The 22655-nt window shown below is 53.6% G+C and carries 22 protein-coding genes; 11 read left to right on the top strand and 11 right to left on the bottom strand.

From position 1 onward, the window contains the following. Positions 1-2 precede the first annotated feature (2 nt). The 7 genes from EI185_RS04475 to EI185_RS04445 all read left to right on the top strand — a co-directional run bounded on the left by EI185_RS04475 (position 3) and on the right by EI185_RS04445 (position 7676). A complete protein-coding gene (locus EI185_RS04475; protein ID WP_275937722.1) occupies positions 3-443 on the top strand; it encodes an LbetaH domain-containing protein in 441 nt (146 codons plus the stop codon). Continuing rightward, positions 440-1621 carry a glycosyltransferase gene (locus tag EI185_RS04470; RefSeq protein ID WP_150132661.1) on the top strand — a complete coding sequence of 394 codons (1182 nt, stop codon included), beginning with the start codon at positions 440-442 and terminating at the stop codon, positions 1619-1621. The genes EI185_RS04475 and EI185_RS04470 overlap by 4 nt, the downstream gene beginning before the upstream one ends. Positions 1622-2159: 538 nt before the next feature. Continuing rightward, positions 2160-3467, top strand: coding sequence for a WecB/TagA/CpsF family glycosyltransferase (locus EI185_RS04465; RefSeq protein WP_124703929.1), 1308 nt, complete (start codon positions 2160-2162; stop codon positions 3465-3467). Positions 3468-3684: 217 nt separating this feature from the next. Further along, positions 3685-5007, top strand: coding sequence for a UDP-glucose dehydrogenase family protein (locus EI185_RS04460; RefSeq protein ID WP_124703928.1), 1323 nt, complete (start codon positions 3685-3687; stop codon positions 5005-5007). 189 nt (positions 5008-5196) lie between these two features. Further along, positions 5197-6600 carry an undecaprenyl-phosphate glucose phosphotransferase gene (locus EI185_RS04455; RefSeq protein ID WP_124703927.1) on the top strand — a complete coding sequence of 468 codons (1404 nt, stop codon included), beginning with the start codon at positions 5197-5199 and terminating at the stop codon, positions 6598-6600. 134 nt (positions 6601-6734) lie between these two features. Then, a complete protein-coding gene (locus EI185_RS04450) occupies positions 6735-7307 on the top strand; it encodes a PEP-CTERM sorting domain-containing protein (protein WP_124703926.1) in 573 nt (190 codons plus the stop codon). Between the two features lie 126 nt (positions 7308-7433). Further along, positions 7434-7676 (top strand): hypothetical protein, encoded by a 243-nt coding sequence (locus tag EI185_RS04445; protein ID WP_124703925.1) that lies wholly within the window; start codon positions 7434-7436, stop codon positions 7674-7676. Between the two features lie 171 nt (positions 7677-7847). On the opposite strand, the gene EI185_RS04440 is transcribed toward EI185_RS04445, so the two are convergent. The 5 genes from EI185_RS04440 to EI185_RS04420 form a co-directional block, all read right to left on the bottom strand. Further along, positions 7848-8252, bottom strand: a complete 405-nt coding sequence (locus EI185_RS04440; RefSeq protein WP_124703924.1) for a DUF4259 domain-containing protein — start codon at positions 8250-8252, stop codon at positions 7848-7850. 28 nt (positions 8253-8280) lie between these two features. Beyond that, positions 8281-9276: a phospholipase C gene (locus EI185_RS04435; RefSeq protein WP_124703960.1), complete on the bottom strand. Its 996-nt coding sequence runs from the start codon at positions 9274-9276 to the stop codon at positions 8281-8283. A gap of 249 nt (positions 9277-9525) precedes the next feature. Further along, positions 9526-10206 carry a PEP-CTERM sorting domain-containing protein gene (locus EI185_RS04430; RefSeq protein WP_189836279.1) on the bottom strand — a complete coding sequence of 227 codons (681 nt, stop codon included), beginning with the start codon at positions 10204-10206 and terminating at the stop codon, positions 9526-9528. 205 nt (positions 10207-10411) lie between these two features. Further along, complete coding sequence (locus tag EI185_RS04425) at positions 10412-11077, bottom strand: hypothetical protein (protein ID WP_124703922.1); 666 nt, start codon at positions 11075-11077, stop codon at positions 10412-10414. After that, the gene (locus tag EI185_RS04420) at positions 11058-11609 is read right to left on the bottom strand and encodes an exosortase/archaeosortase family protein (RefSeq protein WP_124703921.1); all 552 of its coding nucleotides are present in this window, start codon (positions 11607-11609) and stop codon (positions 11058-11060) included. Before EI185_RS04420 ends, EI185_RS04425 begins: the two co-directional genes overlap by 20 nt. Positions 11610-11773: 164 nt before the next feature. On the opposite strand from EI185_RS04420, the gene EI185_RS04415 reads away from it, so the two are divergent. The 4 genes from EI185_RS04415 to EI185_RS04400 all read left to right on the top strand — a co-directional run bounded on the left by EI185_RS04415 (position 11774) and on the right by EI185_RS04400 (position 17192). After that, complete coding sequence (locus EI185_RS04415) at positions 11774-13966, top strand: S8 family serine peptidase (RefSeq protein WP_124703920.1); 2193 nt, start codon at positions 11774-11776, stop codon at positions 13964-13966. 712 nt (positions 13967-14678) lie between these two features. After that, positions 14679-15380 carry a PEP-CTERM sorting domain-containing protein gene (locus EI185_RS18150; protein ID WP_223247664.1) on the top strand — a complete coding sequence of 234 codons (702 nt, stop codon included), beginning with the start codon at positions 14679-14681 and terminating at the stop codon, positions 15378-15380. A 151-nt stretch (positions 15381-15531) separates the two neighbouring features. Further along, entirely contained in the window at positions 15532-16488 is a 957-nt protein-coding gene (locus EI185_RS04405) for a trypsin-like serine protease (RefSeq protein ID WP_124703919.1), read from the top strand. A 197-nt stretch (positions 16489-16685) separates the two neighbouring features. Continuing rightward, positions 16686-17192 carry an FxDxF family PEP-CTERM protein gene (locus tag EI185_RS04400; RefSeq protein WP_124703918.1) on the top strand — a complete coding sequence of 169 codons (507 nt, stop codon included), beginning with the start codon at positions 16686-16688 and terminating at the stop codon, positions 17190-17192. Positions 17193-17285: 93 nt separating this feature from the next. Here the strand turns inward: EI185_RS04400 and EI185_RS17950 are convergent, their stop codons facing one another. The 6 genes from EI185_RS17950 to EI185_RS04375 form a co-directional block, all read right to left on the bottom strand. Then, complete coding sequence (locus tag EI185_RS17950) at positions 17286-17462, bottom strand: hypothetical protein (protein WP_189836278.1); 177 nt, start codon at positions 17460-17462, stop codon at positions 17286-17288. 283 nt (positions 17463-17745) lie between these two features. Then, a complete protein-coding gene (locus tag EI185_RS04395; RefSeq protein WP_124703917.1) occupies positions 17746-18015 on the bottom strand; it encodes a hypothetical protein in 270 nt (89 codons plus the stop codon). Between the two features lie 62 nt (positions 18016-18077). After that, positions 18078-20834: an LPD7 domain-containing protein gene (locus EI185_RS04390; protein ID WP_124703916.1), complete on the bottom strand. Its 2757-nt coding sequence runs from the start codon at positions 20832-20834 to the stop codon at positions 18078-18080. After that, entirely contained in the window at positions 20824-21186 is a 363-nt protein-coding gene (locus tag EI185_RS04385; RefSeq protein WP_124703915.1) for a plasmid mobilization protein, read from the bottom strand. The genes EI185_RS04390 and EI185_RS04385 overlap by 11 nt, the downstream gene beginning before the upstream one ends. Positions 21187-21468: 282 nt before the next feature. Next, positions 21469-21681, bottom strand: coding sequence for a hypothetical protein (locus EI185_RS04380; protein ID WP_124703914.1), 213 nt, complete (start codon positions 21679-21681; stop codon positions 21469-21471). Positions 21682-21801: 120 nt separating this feature from the next. Further along, on the bottom strand, positions 21802-22632 hold the full coding sequence (locus EI185_RS04375; RefSeq protein ID WP_124703913.1) for a hypothetical protein: 831 nt from the start codon (positions 22630-22632) through the stop codon (positions 21802-21804). Positions 22633-22655 lie beyond the last annotated feature (23 nt).

Here is a 22655-nt window from a genome sequence, read left to right as displayed (position 1 = left end):
TTATGACGGATGTTCGATGCGACCCGATTGGTCCGGTCAACAGGTTTATCAATTGGATTTTCAGCGGGGGGGGTTGGAAGCCGAAAATTTTGAGAAAACTGGTGTCTATTGTGTTCCATGTGGAATTGCCCGTTCTTAAGCACCCTCTGCGCATGAATCATCCATACGGGATCATTATTAATTCAAACGTGCAATTGGGTAAAAACGTCACTGTGTTCCAAGGCGTGACAATCGGCAGTAAGCGCAATGGGCGAAAGGCAGGATCGCCGGTTATTGGGGATGATGTCTGTATTTTTCCGAATGCGGTGGTGATCGGCCAGATAACAATTGGAGCTGGTGCCACTATCGGGCCCGGTTCAGTGGTTGTGGATGACGTGCCGCCTGGCGTGACTGTAGTAGGTAATCCGGCACGCCAGCTTCATGCTGGAAGCGGGGCGAAGTGAGTACTTTACGTATCTTGCTGGCACACAACGCATACCAGCAACGCGGCGGTGAGGATGCCGTGGTAGAGGATGAGCTGGCGTTGTTGCGATCCAGGGGGCATGTGGTGGAAACGTATTTTCGCCATAACGATGAGATCAAGCAGGCGTCGCGCATTAAAACCGCCGTTCAGACCGCCTGGTCATTCAAGACGCGTGATGATGTAACAGCGCGCATCCTGGACTTCAAGCCCGACTTGATCCATGTCCATAACACTTTTCCTTTGATTTCGCCTGCCATTTACTGGGTTGCCGATCGCCTGGCTGTGCCGGTGGTGCAGACCTTGCACAACTTTCGGCTGTTGTGCCCGCAAGCGATGTTTTTGCGCGAAGGGCGTGTTTGTGAGGATTGTTTGGGCAGCGTACCCTGGCGCGGCGTGGTGCGCGGCTGTTATCGCGGATCTAAGGTGCAGAGCGCAGTATTGACTAGCATGATAACGGTGCATCGAGCCATGGGAACCTGGCGTAACAAGGTCACGCGCTATATCGCACTGAACGATTTTTGCCGGCGCAAATTTATTGAAGGGGGGTTGCCTGCCGAACGCTTTGTGATCAAGCCTAATTTCGTTGACTTTGCTGCGCCCGTCGAGGGTCCTCGTGACGGATTTTTATTTGTTGGGCGCCTGTCGGCTGAAAAGGGGGTCGATGTACTCGTGGCTGCCGCCGGGCAACTCATTAATACCTCTGTACGGATGGCAGGCAGCGGACCCGAGGCTGGTTTGCTGGAGGGTGTTGCCGGTATTCACGCGCTCGGGGCGGTGTCTGGCGAAGCTGTGTGTGGTGAAATGAACCGAGCTATGGCGCTGGTATTGCCAAGCATCTGGTATGAAAACTTTCCGCGCACGCTGGTTGAGGCATTCGGCTGTGGCTTGCCGGTAATTGCCAGCCGTATTGGCGCATTGGCTGATCTGGTTGAAGATGGCGTGACAGGGCTGTTGTTTGAGCCGGGTAATGCACAAGATCTCGCCGCAAAGATGCGGTGGGCGCAGCAGCATCCGCAACAGATGGCGCAGATGGGGCGTAATGCCCGCGCCCTTTACGAGGCCGAGTTTACGGCGGAACGCAATTATCAGCAGTTGATCGCGATCTACCAAGACGCGATCCGGGAAGTGAAGGGCAAAGATTCCGCAACCGGCACATAATCTGCAGCATATTGCCGCACGATCGTAGGTCGGCATAAAGCCAGACCCACATGAGATTTTGATCATGTTTGCCGAGTGATGTATAAAGCGCCACTCGCTTTTTTTTGTGCTCCAGAATATTGGCGGCTTTTCCAGACTCACACATCAGCAGAAAAACAATCTTCCTCAAAACTCGCGTCCACTCCGTGGCCTCTGTGTTCTCTGTGGCTTCAATTGCTTCTTCCAGGTTAAGCCCCGGTTTAGCGGTTTCATAGTCCGAACGGCTCATTGTTTCGTCACGCCGGAGTCATCACAAAAACCTACTATCTCCCACAGTCTCAACTCGCAGCTTCCGCGGGGAATGGGCGGGGAGAGTGAAGTTTTTTTGCGGCGATTTTCCCTATCCATCCGGATACTGTTCGACACAGATTCAACCATAAGGGAGAACCGACCATGAAACGCTACGAGCTGGCCGTAGAGTCAGCGACAACCACACCGATCAAGTATGTGATCGGTGCCGCTGGCGGAAATACCGCATTCGACAAAAAGAATAACAACCATGTATGAGAAAAAAACAGCCGCCGTGCTATCGGCACCCATAGACGTATTGACCTGGGAGCATGCGCTTGCGCGTATTTCGCGCTGGGCTGCTCGGCGCGACAGCCGTTACGTGTGTATCTGCAACGCACATGCGGTTGTGACTGCCGGACAAGATGCAGCTTTTGGTCGTGTGGTGAAAGAGGCTGATATGGCAACTCCGGACGGGGCGCCGGTTGCCTGGGTGCTGCGCAAGCTTGGTTACGTGGATCAGCAACGTATCAACGGCCCTGACTTGATGTGGAAGTACTGCGAACAGGCTGCAAAAAAGGGTGAGTCCATTTATCTCTACGGCAGCAGACCGGAAACGCTGGAAATTTTACAGCGTCGTTTAGTAGAAGCGTTTCCTGGCTTGAGGATTGCAGGTGCGCACTCTCCACCGTTTCGGCCGGCCACAGCCGCTGAAGACGAAGCGGATGTGGCACGCATTAATGCCTCTGGGGCAGGTACGGTATGGGTAAGCCTCGGTTGCCCCAAGCAGGAACAGTGGATGGCGGCTCATCGTGGCAGAGTGAATGCGGTCATGATTGGTGTGGGTGCAGCATTTGATTATCACGCTGGTACGATCAGCCGGGCGCCAGTATGGATGCAAAACGCGGGGCTGGAATGGCTGCATCGCCTCGTTTCCGAGCCGCGCCGTTTATGGAAACGCTATTTGGTCACCAACACCCTGTTCGTGATTGGCGCAACCAGACAACTGGTTTTCGGCAATGCCCGGACTCGTGCGATAGAAAACGCCATAGTCGTGGCGCCGCTGGTTTCCGTTGGTCTGGTCGTGATGCGTGGCCAGGAGGTATTGCTCAGTATGCGGAACAACCAATCGGCGCAGCCATCCTGGTTTGTACCGGGCGGCCGTATTTTCAAGAATGAACCTATCCAGTCCGCGCTTGCACGTATTGCCGAAACCGAGCTCGGTTTGGGCGTCGCGCTCGCAGGGGGAAAGATTGTGCCTAAATGGCTTGGGGCATTCGAGCATTTTCACGCGGATTGCTTTGCCGAAGAAGCGGGCGTTCCATCGCATTATGTGGTGCTCGGCCACGAATTGAATGTGGCGGAAGATTTCCCTTTGCCCAGTCCCGAGAGACCGCATGTGGAACTGCGTTGGTGGCCCATTACGGAAGCACTGGCTTCGCCAGATGTGCATTGCTTCAGCAAGGACTACTTTCAACAAAAGGTGCCTCGTCACGATCCGATTTCTCCAGAAGCTCCGGCAGGTGGGGCATTCACCTACGGTGGCGTTTTGGATGGGCAAGTAGCGCAGGCAATTTGATCAGCGTAAGGCTACGCAGTTGTAAGTTGGGCTTTGGACGCAGGTCTAAAACTCAATCTACAGCCCATGATCTTGGGCACAAGCTCAATCCGCTGGCTTCCCAATATGGAAGGGGGTTGGTAAACACCTGCCAGGCAGCAGCTTACCAGCCAACTCCAAGAAACAACGCTGAGGTAAGCCCTGGCTTTGCAGAAGGTAATTTAACCGGGAAATAACAATGAAAATCACTGTCATTGGCACTGGCTATGTCGGTCTCGTCACTGGTACCTGTCTTGCAGAAGTCGGCAACGACGTGCTTTGCCTGGATCTCGATCAAAGCAAGATCGATACGCTGAAATCGGGTGGCATGCCCATTCATGAGCCGGGGCTGCTGGAAATGGTGCAGCGCAATGTTGCTGCCGGGCGCCTGCACTTTACCACCAGCATAGAGGAAAGCGCGGCCTTTGGTAACGTGCAATTTATCGCCGTAGGTACGCCGCCCGATGAGGATGGCTCGGCTGACTTGCAGTATGTGACTGCCGCCGCCCGCAACATTGGCTGTCACATGACTGAGTACAAGGTCATTGTGGACAAATCGACGGTACCAGTCGGTACGGCAGATAAGGTGCGTGCCGTAGTCGCGGCCGAATTGGCCAAACGTGGTACTGACATTCCTTTTGCGGTTGTTTCAAATCCTGAATTTCTGAAGGAGGGGGCGGCAGTAGAGGATTTCATGCGCCCCGACAGGATTGTGATTGGTGCTGAGGATGTGCGTGCGATTGCTTTGATGCGTGACATCTATTCACAGTTCAACCGCAACCATGACCGTATCGTGGTCATGGATGTGCGCTCTGCCGAACTGACCAAATATGCTGCAAACTCAATGCTGGCGACGCGTATCTCTTTCATGAACGAGCTCGCGATTCTGGCGGATAAATTGGGTGCCGATATCGAACAGGTGCGTCTGGGTATCGGCGCAGACCCGCGTATCGGTTTTCATTTTCTTTATCCGGGTTGTGGTTATGGAGGTTCCTGTTTCCCCAAGGATGTACAGGCACTAATCCGGACTGGACTCGAAAACGATGTGACTCTCAAGGTTTTGCAAGCAGTGGAAGCTGCCAATGAGGCGCAGAAGCGGGTGCTGCTGGACAAGATTACGGCACGCTTCGGTTCTGATTTGCAAGGCATGCATTTTGCGATATGGGGGCTGGCGTTCAAGCCTGATACGGATGACATGCGTGCTGCTTCCAGCCGTGTTTTGATCGAAGGTTTGTGGGCATTGGGTGCGACCGCGACTGCTTACGACCCGGTGGCGATGCAGGAATCAAGGCGTATCTATGGAGCTGATGCGCGACTCACTTATGCAGATTCACCGATGAGTGCGTTGAAAGCGGCCGATGCGCTGGCGATTGTGACTGAATGGAAAGAATTTCGCGTGCAGGATTTTGCTGCAATCAAGGCTGCATTGAAGACTCCTGCCATTTTTGATGGGCGTAATTTATATGTTCCCTCGCAGGTTCGCGAGCAGGGTATTGAATACTATGCAATAGGCCGTCGCTAAGCCTGTTCAATAAGAGATTGCCAGGTTTCATACGGAAAGTATTCAGGTAGAAGGCTTGACGAAGACATTGTCTGACACCTGGAAAAAAGCTGAAATCCCAAGAATGATCAATGCTGACCCGGAAACATAGGGGCGAGATGTAACCCCGGTGTTGCAAGGCTGTCACGAACACAAGATAGACTGCCCCACATGAAAGAACTCGGCCTTCGTCAAAATCATCAGCAGTGGCTATTTCGCCGCCAACTCTCGCTCGCCTCGCTAACAAAGCTGCTGCTCGATCCGGTAGTCAGCATTGCTGCGCTGGTTGGTGTTGTCTTGCTCAATGGGGAAAATTTTGGCAGAGAATATCAGTTACTGTCCCTGATTGTATTCTCTCTGACATTCCCCGGCACCTGGCCTGAGCCGACTTTTCGCGCGTTTTTCAGTGACATCAGTCTGCCATGGTTCAGCGTGGCGGGAATACTGCTGTTGTTTGGCTATGTCGGAGGTTATGAAGATACCTTTCCCGTGGAAGTTGTTGTGCAGTGGGTATTGGCTGTTCCGGTCATGTTGTTTATCGCGCATAGATTTGCTTCGCGTCTGCTGCCCCGGCTGATTGTGCTGGAAGGCGGGGAGCGTACCGCCGTGGTCGTCGGTGCGGGAAAGCTCGGCAGGCAGCTAGCCGAGGCGTTCGATTCGGATCGATATTCCGGAATCAAATTTGTCGGCTATTTTGATGACCGTATTCAATCAGACAGACTGGTAGTCAGTAAAGACAGCGTGCTGGGTACATTGGAAACCATCCCTGAGTATGTAAAAAACAACAACGTCGACCTGGTTTACATTGCGCTCCCTGTCAGTTCGCAACCTCGTATTGTCAAGATGCTGAACGAATTGCGCGATACCACCGCATCGATTTATTTCGTGCCCGATTTTTTCGTGTCTGATTTGATCCAGGCGCGTATAGATCATATTCGCGGCATACCGGTGCTGGCGATATGTGAAACCCCGCTCTATGGCATCAACAGGGTTGGGAAACGTTTTTTTGATCTTGTTTTTTCAAGTCTGATGCTGGTATTGCTGGCGCCTTTAATGGCAGCGATTGCATTGGGTGTAAAACTCTCGTCACCTGGTCCTATACTCTTCAAACAGCGCCGTTACGGACAAGATGGAGAGGAAATCATGGTGTACAAATTCCGCAGCATGTCGGTCTGCGAGGATAGCCATGAGGAGATTAAGCAGGCAACGAAAGGGGACATGCGCGTGACGCGATTCGGGGCTTTTTTGCGCAAATCGTCGCTGGATGAACTGCCTCAATTCATCAATGTGCTCCAGGGCCAGATGAGCGTGGTGGGTCCGCGCCCCCATGCGGTGGCGCATAACGAGCTGTATCGCAAGCTCATCAATGGCTACATGCTGCGCCACAAAGTTAAGCCCGGCATTACCGGCTGGGCTCAGGTCAACGGCTTGCGTGGCGAAACCGAAACCGTGGAAAAAATGCGTGCACGTATTCAATACGATCTGGATTATCTGCGCCAATGGACGTTGTTATTCGACCTGGTGATCATCCTCAAGACTTTCCTTGTCGTGCTTAGAAACCGTAACGCCTATTGAATCCGGAAGTCGGGGTATCTGTAGTTTGAGTGTTGAGCCGCTTAAAATGGGCTACCCGAATTACACACACTGAAATCAAACGGTCGTGGCTGGACAGTAAGTTTCATTACCACCAATTAGCGGAGGAGCTTGTGATGCACAAATGGATTCAAGCGTTGATGGTTGTGTTCACATTGACCGCAGCCTTCCCTTCGGACGCCACGGTCATTAGCGGAGCCGACGGATCACTCGCGCCCACCACTGACTACACTTTGCCGTTCCGTGCCGACGGAATTTTTGATTTCAGTTCGATCAACATCGGTGCTAACACCACCTTGCGCTTTAATGCGGGGATGCCGAATGTAACACTGCTGTCGCTGGGAGACATCTTGATTGCCGGAGTTATCGACGTTACGGGAATTAACCTCCTCATACTCGAAACGTCCGGACAGCTTATCTTCACCGGAGGTATCAGTGACGGCGGCATTGACCTGATAGGGGGTAGGGGGCTTAGCAATGCAGCAACGAGCGGGAACGTGTGTCTCAGTACTCTGCCCTATGATTGTGGGCCACTAATCCTGCCATCTGAGCCTATTCTTTCTGCCAATCCGGTTTTCCTGCAACCTGGAGCAGGCAGCATTTCTCTTTCTGTTCCCGAGCCCGGTACACTGTGGTTGATGACACTGCTATTGCCCATGCTGGTGCTGCTCGGACGGAAACGCAGATAGAACAGGCGCCAAACCCAGTGTCATTTAATGCAAATTCAAATTTAACCAAGAATGATGAGTATCTCTTGTGCTGGAAAATTCTGGCTTTGCTGAATTGGATCGATCACTTTTCCTGGGTCATTGTGGGTGAGCGCGCCGATTACTACCGCTCAGGCGGCGATCCGGATCACTCCATCGGCGACGTTCAATTCCTTGCCGCAAATAAATCACTTCACACTTCCTGCGTTCACCATTCCTGCGTCGTTCGGACAAATTGCGATGGTCGGCGTAGAGCCGATGATTAACGCGGACAAAACGCGCTTTCGAATCCAGCATGCGGGTAATAATGAAGATCAAGTCACTCTCTCGGTAATAGGGATCCCCCTGTAACAATATGAATGGGATGGCAGGGCCGTGCAGACGGTCAATTGTGAGCCAATCTAGAGCGGACTTATTGTGCACGTAGGGTTGGAGCAAGGCGGCAGCCTCCTGTTCAGTCAGGAGGGTATGGTCGGAGGTGTCACCCAAGATGAAGTCCCTGAGTTGAGGAATAGGGGTGGGTCAGGTGTCCAGTCTGTCCTTGAGGGTCAATACCCTTTGCCGCCATGCGGAGTACTCATCTGCGTTTTCCCGCCACAGTTCTTCGAGTTCGCTATCCACCGCAAGCACGCGGTCAATGCCATTTCTGGCTATGGGAAGCAGCGTGGAAACATCAAGCGCGGAGTGGTGCTCCACCCACTCGCGCGCCATCTCGGGTAGGTCGGAAGCCGCTTGTCCGGTTAAAGCCGCCACGAGTTCGCACGCGCAAAGGATGCGAGCGCCTTCGGGCGCTTCGAGATAGTCCTCTCCGGCATCTGCTGCCTCAAGCGCGGCTTGCAAGACTGCATCGTCATCTGTTGCCTGCAACTCAGCCAGCCAGTCCGCCGCGTCGTCATTGTCAAATGTCCCGGTATTCCATGCACTCATATTTCTCTCACATCATTCTACCCGGCCACTACATCCTGCCAGGTGGACTTAGAGGTCGTTGATTAAAATCGAAACAATCATCCATCGCGTTCGAATTCCCATCCCTGTCATTTAATGGCGGCAGGCCAAATATCTTTTGGCAGAAACGCACCAGACAGACATGCGAATTCAATTGCTTGGACACATGCCCCGCCTTGGCATAGGGGCTAACCACCAAACAGGGAACGCGTGAGCCGTAACGAAAGGGCTCACCGTCAAACTGTGCATTGGCATCAACAGCGCGCTGCGCCCGCCGACTGTCCCAAGTTTCGACGGTCGGCGGTTCGGCGTGGTCGTACCAGCCGCCCCAATCGTCCCAAGTGATGAATATGGCGGTACGCTCCCATAGACCACCGGCGATAATTGCGTTGATCTGCTCGACCGTCCATTGCGAGCCGTCCGTGACATTTTGCTTGGGATGCTCCGACAGGTCAGGTCGTCCATCGCCATAAACCCAGGATACCGACGGCAATTGGCCCGCGCTGGCATGCTGCACAAACAGATCGCGGGTGTGGTTCGCATGATGTTGCGCGAGTTCATTGATGTAATGGAAGGCATAGCCGCCATAATTGCCCCACCTTAATCCCGCATCCTCAAGCTGCCTGGGCAAGGACTTCAAATTGTAGGCCTCTCCCGCATGGGGATGATAATGATTGCGAGGATTGTTGATGATCGGCGCATCCGCGCAGATCAACATTAGATGATTGGGCGTAGAGGGGCCGGCGACTTCGGAGTAATAGTTGTCGCACAACGTGAACTGCTCGGCCAGTTTGAAATAAGCCGGAATGTCATTGCGGCCATACTGCACGCGATAGCGAGCTTCGTTAGCCCGATTCATCCATGTTTCGTGCTTATGATCCGGATCACTCGGTGGCGGGTTTTCAGCCATGTCCAGCATAACGCCATCGGTGCCTGGGAAGGTCCCGAAATAATTATCGAAGGTATGATTCTCTTTGACGATGATCACAATATGTTCTATGGTCATAGAAGCGCTCCTCGATGTACATAATGCAGACCAATACCGCTGCTAATTGTAAAGAGTACCTATGACCACTATGTGACAGGCATCTGTCAGCCAGGAGCATGAGCCATTCGTCATGCCGTTGCCGCGCGGCAGGGTGTATTGGCGCATGGCGTGATTCACATGGGTGCCGTCGGCGGGTATCAATCGAGTACAACCCAATGATTTCGTTCTCCGTTAGATAGGTGCCCCAGGCAACGAAACGCGTGATATTCAAGTGGTTCGGCGGCGAGCCATGAAGCCTATAACGCTTAAGCCTACCAGTACGAGGCTGAGGCTGCCCGGCTCAGGGATGCTACCTCTACGAACCAAATAGTGTCCAAGACTGTGATCTGTTCGGTAGTCTAGCCAAGGGTAAGTAGTGACTTCTGTATAGCCAAATGCAAAGTTCTCCGATACGAACGAATAGAAATGCGCATTTCCTAGCCCGTAAAAGTTATCAGGATCAACTTGCTCGAATAGTCCAAATGTGTAGTTATTCTGAATAAAATTTCCCCAAAATATGTTTTGCTCCGTGATTCCGAAGAGTGCTTGGTAATTTTCGATCCGAGCATGGTCGGCGACCGTGTTGTCCAGACCGTGCATTGCCAAGCCAAACGAATGAAACAAACTGTTAACTTCACCCGCATTTGCGTATCTGAAACCGTAAAACTCCCCACCTGGAAGGAGCTGGGTCTGCATCGTGTTATAAGAGAAACTGCCTTGCGTCACGGTTAGTTTCAACCATTCCAGCCCTGAGGTAGTGTCATAGATAAGGTCTTTTTGACCCGTTCCTTGCCATTCACGCTCAATGAAGTTTGCATATGAGGCGCTGGACAAACCACTAAGGGATATTGTCAAAACGACTGAAGCGACGAAACGCCACAGCATGTTTTTCTCTTTTGGTTTTTTCAAATAGTATGTCATTTGACTTTACAATTTTATGTTTGGAAATCGGTATTCATGCGTATGGCCCTGCAGCGCTGGCGCCAGCACTCCTTAAGAACACTCTGCTCGCTGCTGGACTCCATGATTGACAGCAGATACCAAGCAGCGCCATCAATATGATTTGATGGGACAGCTTGGCGCATCAACATGACCATCTTGTTTCTCGGGCATCTCATTTTAATGAGTAGATCGGACTAGCCAGCAGCGCTATCAACCTTAGCCCGCAGCCGCCCCCCACCCGACCAGCTGTCACCACCCGCTGCAGTCCCGCCGCCCCCACCGCTGCGGCAATGCTCAAGGCAAAGCGTCCACCCCCATCCATCACATGCACCCATTCGACCAGCCAGGGTGCACTGATACCGTTCGGAGCCAGGTTGAAGCTGAGCAGGCCATGAATCGAACTGGCCAGCACCAGCGGCACATCCAGCATTTCCAGCAGCACCAGCAGCGGCAGGCTCGCCAGCACGCGCAGCAGCCGTCCACGCCAGCTCAACCGCGGCCACACCAGCGCCGCCAGCGCCAGCACAATGGGATGAATCAGCGCGATGGTCATCGGGGTGGACGCCTGGATGGTGAAGCCGGCAGGCAGCAGCTGGCCGTACAGCACTTGCACGTGTTCGGCGATCACCTCGGTGGCAAACACGTATTCGTGGCCGAAGCGGATGTCCAGGCTGAGCACCCTGAAGTCGGGCAGCGCAAGGCCGAGCACCCACTTGTATAACGGCACAAAGAAGGTGGCGTAATCCCTGCCGCCGAGCCAAGCCAGCCCGAGCAGCACCGGCAAGCCCAGCGCCAGGCGCAACAACATGCCCAGCGCTTCACGCCGGGTGAGATTCATGGCGCGTCAGGAACACCAGGAAGTAGGCCAGGCAGACAGCGATCATGGCCAGCGGCAGCACGCTACCGTGCAGCACCCCGAACAGGTTGCGCTGATCCAGCCAGGCGTGCCACAGGATCACGATGCGGGCTTGATTCAGGCCATACACCAGCAAGGTGCCCAGGCCGATTCCACACAATCGCACTTTCCATGGGAAAGGCTGGCTGAAAAATGCCGCCACCAGCAAAAACAGGGTCTCCAGCCCTTCGCAGCCATTGCGGATGTTGAGCCGCGCCAGTGGCGAGACGATGCGGTAGGCATCGGCGTGTACCGGCGCTGCGCTACCCAGCGCATTGATCAGCCAGGCTGCGGGCATGACGGTGGCGTGGTCGATGACGGTGCGTTCCAGCCAGGTGTCGCGGCTCATCTCCCAGGCGTACTGCAGGGCAAAGAACACCGCGAGGAAGATCAGGATCAGGCGCAGCGGCTGGCGCCGCCGGGCGTGGGCCTGGGCGTCGGCGTGCAGCAGGGCGGCGTAGTGGGTGTCGGGCATGAAGGCTCGCTGTGGGGCTCCCCCGGCAAGCCCAAAAAAAGGGGCGCAGCAGGAGGCGCCCAAAGTGGAGGAAACAGAGTCAAGGGTAAACGTGCAACATGACGCGGAGATGACAGGTTCGGGCAGCCGAGCAGTTGGCTGTCATCGCATAACTGTCATGCACAGTGGCTACCCTGCGTAAATCCAGCCACCATTACTTCAGAGCGATCATTTTGCCTGCCAACCGATTTTTTGCCTTTATTGCCGCGTTGCCGCTGCTCTGGGCAAGCGTCTGCTTTGCCCAGCCTATTGCGTTACCGGCATCGATCGAAAGCCGGCTGCTGGCCGGACAGGCGGTTGATCTGATCGTCGAATACCAATCCCAGGCGGTTGAACAAGCGGCTGCGACCATGCGTCAGCGTGCCGGACTGATGCACGATGACGCCGGGATTCTCGCGCTGAAGGCCCAGCGGTATCAGGCCATCAAGCTCGGGGTTGATCGTGCGATAGCGCGTCCTGACATAGAAACGCTGCGTGACTATAGTCATTTGCCCATGGCGTACAAGCGTTTCCACTCGATGGCAGCACTCCAGGCCTTGCTGGCCAGTCCGGCAGTCAAAGCAGTCTACCCGAACCGGGAATTCCATCCGGTACTGACGGTGAGCCTGCCGTTTATCGGCCAACCTGCAGTAGCCAGCGCCGCAGACAAAGGCAATGGCACGACCGTCGCGGTGATCGACAATGGCATCGACTACACGCGTTCCGCCTTCGGCTCGTGTACGGCACCGGGCACGCCCGCCAGTTGCCATGTGGTGGCCTCGGTCAATTTTGGCACTGGAACCACCGATACCAGCCATGGCACCAATGTCTCCGCGATAGCTCTTGGCGTGGCGCCAGATAGCCGTATTGCCATGCTCAACGCGTTCTCCGGCACGTCGGCCTACACCTCGGACGTTATCTCGGCGATGAACTGGGCGATTGCCAATCAGTCCACCTACCACATTGCGGCGATCAATATGAGTCTGGGCGACGGCAGCAGAAACACCGCGCCCTGTAGCAGCGGCAATCCTTTCCTCACCCCGGTGGGCAATGCCCGATCCGCCGGCATCAGCGTGGTAGCGGCTGCCGGTAACGACGCCTATTCTGATGCTATAGCAAACCCGGCGTGCACGCCGGGTGTGATTTCGGTAGGTGCGGTCTACGACGCCAACTATGGTGGAATTAATTGGGGGGCAGGCCTGTGCAGCGATACGACAACCCAAGCGGATCAGATTACATGCTTTTCCAATAGCGCGAATTTTCTGACGCTGCTGGCACCTGGTGCATTGGTAACGGCTGGTGGGTACACCGAGGGCGGTACATCGCAGGCATCGCCTCATGTAGCAGGGGCGGTCGCGGTTCTGCGCTCTGCGTTTGCGACGGAGACGCTCGACCAAACGGCAACTCGCCTGACCAGTAACGGTGTTGCGTTGACCGACCCTCGCAACGGCATCGTCAAGCCACGCCTGAATCTGCTCGCCGCCACTCGCCCGGCCAATGATGATTTCGTTGCTCGTTTCACGCTGAGCGGCAGTGCGGGTAATACAACCGGGCAAAATCGGCTCGCCACCCAGGAGCCCGGCGAGCCCAGTCATGCGGGTAACGCCGGCGGCAGCTCGGTCTGGTGGAAGTGGACTGCGCCGGCGGCGGGCCAGGTCAGCCTGGACACCCATGGCAGCAGTTTTGATACCATGCTTGCCGTGTATGGCGGAACCGCCATCAATGCGCTGACTCCCATCGCAGCCAATGACAACGATGGCACCGCGAATGGTGTGAGCAGCCTGTTGTTCGAGGCGCAGTCCGGGGTGGAATACGAAATCACGGTGGATGGGGCCAATGGGGCAAGTGGAAATATAGCGTTGAATTGGGCGCTCAATACCGCAGCACAGGCGAATTTGTCAGTCAGTGTCGCGGGGCCTGCCAACGGCGTGGCGTATTCCACGGCCGCTTACTCAATCAGTGTATCCAATTCGGGGCCCCAGGCGGCGACGAATGTCAGCGTCTCCGCCACTTTGCCAGCGGACGCAAGTTTTGTGGAAGGGACGGCAGGATGTGCGGTAAGCGGAACTGTGGTCACCTGCCCGGTTGGTACCTTGCAAGCTACCGCAACTGTAGTACTCAATATCACCGTAATGTGGGGTGCCTCAGGGACCGCAAACTTGTCTGTGAGCGTGACTTCGGATCTGCCCGATTCAGCCACTGCCAATAACAGCGCCACTGTGGTAATTAACATTGCTGCCGACAGCGCAGATATCCCGACCTTGCCGCAGTGGGGTATTGGGCTCATGGCGATATTATTGTTGAGTCACATTCTCTGGCCGCGGCGACAGCTATTGTAAACGGCATACGGTTGCAATAGCGAAACCATCCTTGGCCTGCATCTGCGCGCTTAATGGCATTGATGGCTTCAAACGATCCAGTGAAGAAACGGCGTGATGCGCTCCCGAAATCGAATGTTGTGAGTCAACAGCTCCGGGTATTCCGGAGCATCCTGCACAATTCCCTACGTAGCAAATTCATCAATATTGCCGAAACGGCAAGACACTGCTGATCGGCCCGGGTTCCGGCTACCATCCTCTCTGCACTTATTCCGCGTGTGTAAGGCGAACCGTCATTCCAATAATCTCGTCTCATTGCCGAGTAAACCTCTGGGTCTGTACGCATAAAGCCAGATCTGGCCTAGGTATTGCTTCATAGGTGACTGGACACCTAACGCACGACCACCATCAACTTGGCCGTTATCCAAGCACCGTGGAAATACAATTGCTTCGGATAAGGATTCATAGACCGAGTGACCTATGTAAGGGTACTGAGCGGGTAAGCTGAGTGAAATATTGGCTCGGTATAATCAGAACAGCGCACAGTACTGCACGCTAAAATGGGGTAATTGTTTTCCGCGCGCACAGATACACCCGCTTTATCCTGGGTTATCCGAGAAATTTCAATTGGCATGTTTGAAAAATTCGGTATTCCAGTCTGGCCGTTGTTTAGGGATTGGCTTGAATTCAAGCCAATCAAAACTTTGATGATGAATTTTTAGGAGTATTGATCATGTTCGCAGCTAAAAAACTTTTGCTTGCTCTTGCTTTGACGAGTGCGGCGGGATACGTCCAGGCAGCCCCGGTAACGCTCGATGGAGCGGCATTTTCCGTTACTTATGACGATGCGCTGGTTGGGTTGTTTGGCACGCCGACCCTGTCCGGCAATACGTTATTTTTCACTCCAACCAGCTTCAAGGCTATTTCCACCAATGGTGCTGGCGTCAGCCTTGCCAGCCAGACCAGCAACTTTGATATTTTGCTCAAGCCGTCCGCGAATTTGCGTTTAACTTCGATTGATTTGAACGAGGGCGGTGATTATTTGATGATGGGGCAAAACAGCTTCGTGAATGCGCTGGGTCAAATGCGCGTGCGCAACAATGCAAATCCGTCGATGGAAATTGTTGGTTCAATCGCGCCGGCCGCTCCGCTGGCCATCAAGGATGGTATTAACCACAACTGGGCTGCTGGCGCGAATGCCGATCTGAATAGCGCTGCCTGGAATAACGTCGGAAGTGCCCGCGTCACGCTGGAGAATATTCTGCTAGCTTACACCCAGGCCGATACTGGCCCACAAATGGCTTTCGCAGAAAAGAAATATTCTGGAATTACATTTAATGTGAGTCCAGTTCCAGAGGCCTCTACCTGGAGCATGATGGTGCTGGGGGTGGGTTTGCTTGGATACCTCAGTTTGCGTCGTCGTAATCAGCAATAATCAACGCGGCCATAGCAAGATCAAAGAGCATGGGTTGACCGACCGTGCTCTTTGTTTTCAAGAGGGCTTTTCCGAGCAGGATTTGAATAAGATTTGAATGGAGTTTTTTTTTACAGGCAGTGGTGCCATCTGAATCGAGATCAGTAAAATAATGAACAAGAAAACACTGCAACTATTGGGATTGATTTTTTTGGTATTGGCGCTGACAGACCAGGCACACGCAATTATCGGTGGTATAGCCCCCGATTCTCCTGCTGCCCGAGTGGATGTGAACAGTAAAAACTCACCCTTTGCGGGTGTAGGTTCAATTTCAATCAACGGCAGTACCTATTCTGGAGTGTTGATTGGTGACCAATACGTGCTGACTGCCGCACATGTAGTCAATGGTGTTGATCCCACGAAAATCCGGTTTAATTTGAACTATGGCGGTGCCTTGACAGAGACATTTGGCACTGCTGAGGTGCATGTTAATCCCAGCTATTCGGGATCGCTCGCGTCCCCCGGTGGGATTGCTCATGACGATTTGGCCATTATCAAGCTGAATGGTCATGTGCCGGGTGATGTGCCGGTGTATCCGATTTCTTGGGCTCCGCTTGCGCGCGGAGATGCGATTACTTTCGTAGGCTATGGTGGCGGCGGCTCAGGCGACGTGGGCGTCACTGTTGGTGCCAATCCAGCAGTCAAGCGTGTGGCTGAAAACCGGGTGGATATGCTGTATGGTGATGCCAATGGCGGAACCATGCAGGAAGCCTATGAATTCGATTTCGACGGTACCCATGTATCAAGCAATGTTTTTGGTCCGAATATTCCGCGCAATTACACTTTGGGCAACACGATAGAAGGCACACTGGCGGGCGGCGATTCCGGAAGTCCCAGCTTTGTTCAGGACAGCCAGGGTAAGTGGACATTGGTTGGCATCAATACTTTTATTCGTACGGTAGGAGGTGGCAAGCCGGTTTTTGGGTCTACCGGCGGCGGCATGCTGTTGTCGGCTTATTCTCCTTGGGTAGAATCGATTGTGTCACCCGTACCTGAGCCTCAGACCGGATTCCTCTGGCTTTCCGGCCTGAGTGTTATAGCTTTTGCGGTAGCGCGTCGCGCGGACTGAGTTTCTTGGTTGACGGACATTTTCTGCAGGAGCGCTGGAAAAAGGGTGCGGTTTATCTATCGAGTCCCGGTTTGGTACTGCCGTTATCGTAGTCCGAATAACTCATAACTTGGGCCTATATAAGAAATATTTCTACCATAGAGCCTTCGTATACTGAAACTCCAGTTCAACCCACCTTGAGAATAGGAGCTTTCGTGATGCGTACTATGCTTAAACTGGCTGTAGTAGCGGCCTTGAGCCTGGGTACTACAGTTGCCCAGGCAGCAATCTATAATGCGGGCACTTTGACTACGGTGCCATATAACAATACGTCCATCGTGGCTCCTGGCAGCTTTCAGGACACCTACAATATGACTGTAGGCAGCAATCCTTCCGTAGCGGCGGCGGCCGTTCAACTAGTACTGAATTTTGGTAGCCTGAGCGTATATAACATTCAAGGTCTTAGCGCCAGTCTGTTTGATTCCGGCAATAATTTTATGACTGGCGCTACGCAAGCTGTCGGTAGTTATGATCCCGTCTCCTTTAGCGCAATGCTTGGTTCCGGTAACTACCATGTGAATATCGCGGGTAACGCTATTGGCAGTTCTGGAGGCATCTACACGTTCGCCATCGCTGCTGTGCCTGAACCCGAAACCTATGCCTTGATGCTGGCTGGTCTGGGTTTGGTAATCTTGGTCGCACGCGCCAGCCGAAAAATCATTTAATTCACGCGCGTCTCGATCAACTGATGAGTTCAAAGTCGATAAAATCGGTAAATTCGGTGTCCAGGAAAATGAGCATTTGTCTTTGCCTGCCGGTTAAAACCAACGCGAGTACACCCTGTGCAACCAACGCCCGCAGGTCATCAACAGAATAACAAGTAATCGCCCAAGGTGGTAACTGATACGCGCCAGCTCCAGTGTCAGCAACAGCAACGACCAGACCAGCTGGAGCATCGCAAACGGCAATTTGATCAGGGCAATGAATAGATTCATGGTTTTTCCTCTCTTTTAATCAAGCCGGCTTGACCGGCGTTGGGTTGGCTAGCGGATTCGATTCCCCGCTCACTGGCGCTGGCGGGGTCGAAGTCCGATAGCGGTGCCGGTCGGATTGATAACAAGAGAGCAAAGCAACAGTGCTGCTGTGAGTCCGTTGTTGAAACGGCAGGGTAAAAGGTGAGGTGTGAAAGGCCCGGCGATTGGATCGGCAACCCGCATGCCCGCGTGCTTTTGCTGGCGGGTGGGGTGCCCGATCACCGGGCAAAGTGAGGGTTTTACATTAATCCGGGAATGGATAAACCAGGTCGCTCATGGCATTAAACTCTTCTAGCGCAACTTCCCGCATCTCATGGAGTAGGGCGTCAATCACTTCGGTTTGAGCGCTGCCATCCGCGTTGCGCTCGATCTTGCGACCAGAATTGTGCTCAATGAGATCAGCGATGTGCTTCGGTGTGGTTTCCGATGCCGGCCAATCGATGAGGTGGTGATCCTGGACACAGTAGGGAAAGTCGATCCAGAGGAAAGGGATAAACGGATATGTCTTAGCCATGATTCAAATTTCCTTGAAGTTTTTTTTGGGTTTCCGTAGTGTGCTCTGGGGTGGATGATCAACTAGCGCCGGATACCACGGCTGCGCTGGAGTTCTCGCACCTGTTGCACGTGGCGGCTGGCATCGTAACGGATATCAACGTCAGTACCGTTTTTTGGCAATCCCCGATTGTTTTTCGCCAAATCGGCTTTGGCATGCCGCACCAGCTCGCCCATGCCCACATCCTGATATAGGTAGTAGGCGTCCTCGCGTTTGATAGGGCCCAGATATCGCCCGTTTGCCCGGGCTGGCTTGTTTGCAAACGTTGCTATCAGCGCGGTGGTGTGGAATTGCTCGACGGCCAAGGCGACAGGTGCTTCTTGGGTAGATTGCACGCGCGGGGCAGGGGGCTTGGGGTGCTGTGTCGTGGGTTGATGCTGTGGCCTATGCTTCATCGTAGCCCAGACAGCCATGCGTTCACTCACCAGGCGCAGTCGATGGGCTTCCAGCACTGGATCAACAAATACAACGCGCATATTTTTCTGCACGGCAATTTCGACGACGCGCAGCTTGAATTCTGCACTGCCGTGGATACTCAGCTTCTCGCCGAATTTGGCCTGTGCCAGGCGCAGTGCGGTTTCGATCACATCCCGGTCGGTCGACTGCAATACCTTGACCACCTGGCCGGTGTCGGTCAGCGCTGCTTGACCTTTCAGGGTATAAGTCACATCTCCATTGCGATGGATGCGGTAGCTCAGGCTCTGCAACACCGTGTGTCGAGTCGCTTCATGCGTTGCTGCCGGCTGAATGTAGTCGCCTTCCGGTAGCGCCTCCACATACTTCCGGCGCAACTCGGCCAATGCCTGTTCGTCTCCCTGCTCGGCGCAGGTGACGAGAAACTGTGGGTACAGGTCGTAATGGCGTTTCGGGTATTTCTGCCGATGATCGGCACGTTCGATGGCAATCTGCCCGCGCAGCTTTTGCTCGGCAACGGCGCGCGCCATACGGGCAACCGACAACGCTGCGCGACGCTGGGCGGTGAACAAAGTGTGGTCAGCATGGATGCCGCTACTGTCGCGCTGCCAGTCGGCCTTGATGACGGCACGGCGCTCGCGTTCGCTTTGCTGCTGGCGCTGCCAGGCATTTTTTGCCTGCGGAGCATGCACCTCGCGCTTCCACTCCTGAAAGGCTTGCCACAAGTGTTTGCTGCTATTGTCAGCTGGCCGTGCCGGCTCGTTGCGCATCTTTGCGCGCTGCGCTGCATAGCATTCGCGCAGGATTGGTGCGGCCTCATGCCAGGGCAGATTCATTTCCCGGGTCAGAAAGTCGCTGACGTTCAGATGGCGGTGCCCGCACCGGATACGTGGACTGCCGTCCGGCCCTTGGGTAATGTCATATTTCTCCGGCATCAGGCCATGGGTTTTCGAGAGGTAATCCAGCAGGCGATGTGCTTCAAGATGGGTGCGAATTTTCTTGAATTCCGCCAGTTCGGCCGCTTTGCTGATCTGCTGGCGCGCCAGAGGTTCTGTGCATAGCTGGCCGATCATATTGTCGGCGCGACGTCGGATGACCTGGAAGCGGACGCGTTGTTGGCCTGCTACTTGATCCCGGTCATATCCTGGCTCGCCGGCTGCAACAGCACGGAGAGCTGTTCGAGCAGCGAGGAATCCTCGGGCGTGTTCAATGCTTCCAAGAGTGCCAAGGCTTGCGCGAGCTGCCCCGATATGGCGTTCTGCTGCGTCGAGATTCTTTCCAATACGGGCAATAAGTGCTCCAGCGTCGGGTCGCTCATGATTTTCCTGTCGATGTTTGTGATTAAATGCCGCTTCTTCGCGGCTGAGAATTGCGCGACAGGTCGCCCAATCAGCGGGTTGGTATTCCTGTTTGTAGATTTTGCCGGCGCTGTGCAGATACTTGATCTGGCGGGCCTTGGTATCGTGCCAGACGGCGAGCTTTGCTTGGATAGCGTCGTCGCTGCGGCGTCCCGCCGGGCCCGATTCGTAGCGAAGCGGGGTTGTTTGGTTCAAGCGCTGGAGCTTTTCCGACGTCGGAAGCTCAATGAATTCGCGGCTGAACACGGATTCTTTCAGATTTATCCCTTTATTGGCATCCGGTAGCGTGACGTTCAGATAGTCACCGTCGCGCCCCTTGCGCACCACCACCGCGCCATGCTGGTTCAGCAATTCATGGAAACCTGCAAAGGTGACGATGTCGTGATCCACCATCGCGTTCAGTAACTGCTCTTTCAGCTGACGATTCGCCCCCTTGAATTCATCGCCCTTGTATCGACTGATCATCTCGGATGCGTCGGTAATTTTCAGGCGACGGTGATCTTTCGGGCTAGCCAACCCGTATTTCCTGTTGATGTGCTCTTGAAGTGCATCAATGAATGCTTCGATTGTTTTGTCCTGGCCGAAGTATCGCAGGCTTTGACCGGTCAGCAGATTGCGACTGGGGATCACTATGTGAATATGCGGTTTGCGCTCGACCCGTTTGCCGGTTGCCAAATCCGCGTAGGATTTGATTTTCGGGTTGTGCGCTTCGGCGTAAAAAGAATATTCGTCGTCACCATGTGCTGCAAAGGCAAATTGCCTGAATTCCTCGGTGATCAGTCTCAGGGCGGACGTTTCAATAAAATCTTCTTTGAAGGCGAGCGTGATGTGGTCGTAGCGATTGGCCTTACTGGTAATGCTCTGGATGACCGCATCGCATATCTCCAGGTCGCCGGCCAACACCACCCGCTCATCCAGTTCATCGCGATTAAATTGGCGCCCATTCTTCTGGCCGTTCTCCAGGTAGGCCTTGACGCCATCGTTGCCGCCTCGAATCCTAATCAACATTGTCGATCTCCGATTTCAGAATCTGCGAGAGCACAGCCAGGCTTCCCAGGATTGTGCGGTAAAGCAGCGCGTCTACTTTCTTCATGGCGTGGGCTTCATTCGCCCGGTGGGCAATCTGATTAATGTTGTTCGAGGCCTTGTTGAACAGGAACAATAAGCGCTGTTTATCTTTGCTGGCTTTGGCGCGGGCAACCACCTGGGTGCGGTTGGTGAGCACACAGTCGCGGATAAATTCGGACGGGGTCAGGCCGGCGCTACGGCACTTTTCATCGAGGGCATTGCTGACTTCCTCGGTGAGCCGGAAGCCACGTACCTTGGTGAGGACCTGATCGGATTTCAGCGGTCTTGCCATGAATCAAACTCCTGCGTAGCTGGGTAGGATTCTCGGCGCCATAGCGTCCCGGTTGCAAAGGGTGGGCACCCTTTGGCACACGCCGTGTTGCGCAACCCGTAGGGTTTCGTAAACATGGCCGTCGTGCCTCTTCTCAACAATCATTGCTTTTGGCCAGTTCTGGGCTGGAGATGATTTTCCGCAGGGTATCCAGATGGGCGGATGTGTTCGTGGAGATGAGAGGAATCGCCCATAAGGGGGTGAATGGGAGAGAGTAATTCAGGAAATTATTACGCGCGCTGATCATTGCTTTTCACGCCGCGAGTTCTGAGGGTTGGTTTCCATCGCTTTGCGCCAAATATTAGCTGACTCAGCTGAAATTAGCGTGCGGCGACCGACCTTCATGATCGTGGGTGCAAGCCCTGCTTTGAGCAAGTTATAAAACCCAGAACGGGATAAATCATGTGCTTCGCAGAACTGCTTAATACTGTACGCAGATTGAATGATGGTACTCATGCAAATACTCTCCTGTTCGTTGTTGGTTCAGGAGAGATATTTAACGAACTGGAATGATTTTTACAGAAAATTATGCTCTGAGTTGATAGCCGAATTTAGGTCAGACCAGCTTTTAAATGCTTATTTAGACTGGGTTTTCAAGGTCAGAGCAATTTTTTTCTTGTCCACTGTATCCGCCCAGCTAATCAAGGCCGAAATCCTTAAAATTGTTGCGTCAATAGCATCTGGCAGAATTTTTCTTACGCAATCAGGATATTTTTTTGCTCCATACTTGGTTGACTTATCCAGCATCCTGGCTTCTTCGACCGCTATGGCGTGGGCACGTATCGCTGCATCAAGCTCTGGAGCGTAAAAAGGATTATTAGGTTGCATGTAAATGGGAAGCTGCTCACTTTTCAGTGTTTCGATTTGTGCACGCAATTCCTTAATTTGCACCATCAGATTGTCTATTTCGAAGCATTTTGTCTCGAGAGATTTCTCCAATGCGGAAATTTTTTCGGCATCAGTCGATTCACCCATAAATAGCTGCTGGAAACGTTCTACCTCTTCGCTTGAAACTCGCAGATCTTGTCTGGTGAGTTTGATATCAGATGCGAAACAAATCATTCGTTCAGAGGCATTTTCCATGCTTCGTCCGACCCTAACTGACCCGTGTTGGCAAATTTCCTGTACCCAAGCCGGTGGCGCATATAAAACACCACTATATTCGTCAGCATGCAAAATCTTGGCAGTAGCCGCGTCTAGTTTATGTTGGTGCACGTAAAAGCATAGGTTTAAAGATCTGATGCAGATTTTCTGGGCATTAGCGGCATTCGCAGTTATTACGTCCAAAGCTTTGGTATGCGCGGCATAATCAATCAAATCGTTAACAGTAAAGGTTTCTCCCGTCAGTCGGCTCCAGTGGTCAGCAACTTCTGAAAGGGTAAAAAGTGATCTAGATGGTTTCTTCATTGGTATTTTTTTGTTCGTCTGGG

The organism is Sulfuriferula multivorans (assembly GCF_003851125.1).
Classification (GTDB): domain Bacteria; phylum Pseudomonadota; class Gammaproteobacteria; order Burkholderiales; family Sulfuriferulaceae; genus Sulfuriferula; species Sulfuriferula multivorans.
The sequence above is the reverse complement of the archived record's forward strand: the minus strand, read 5'-3'. Positions and strand labels throughout refer to the sequence as shown.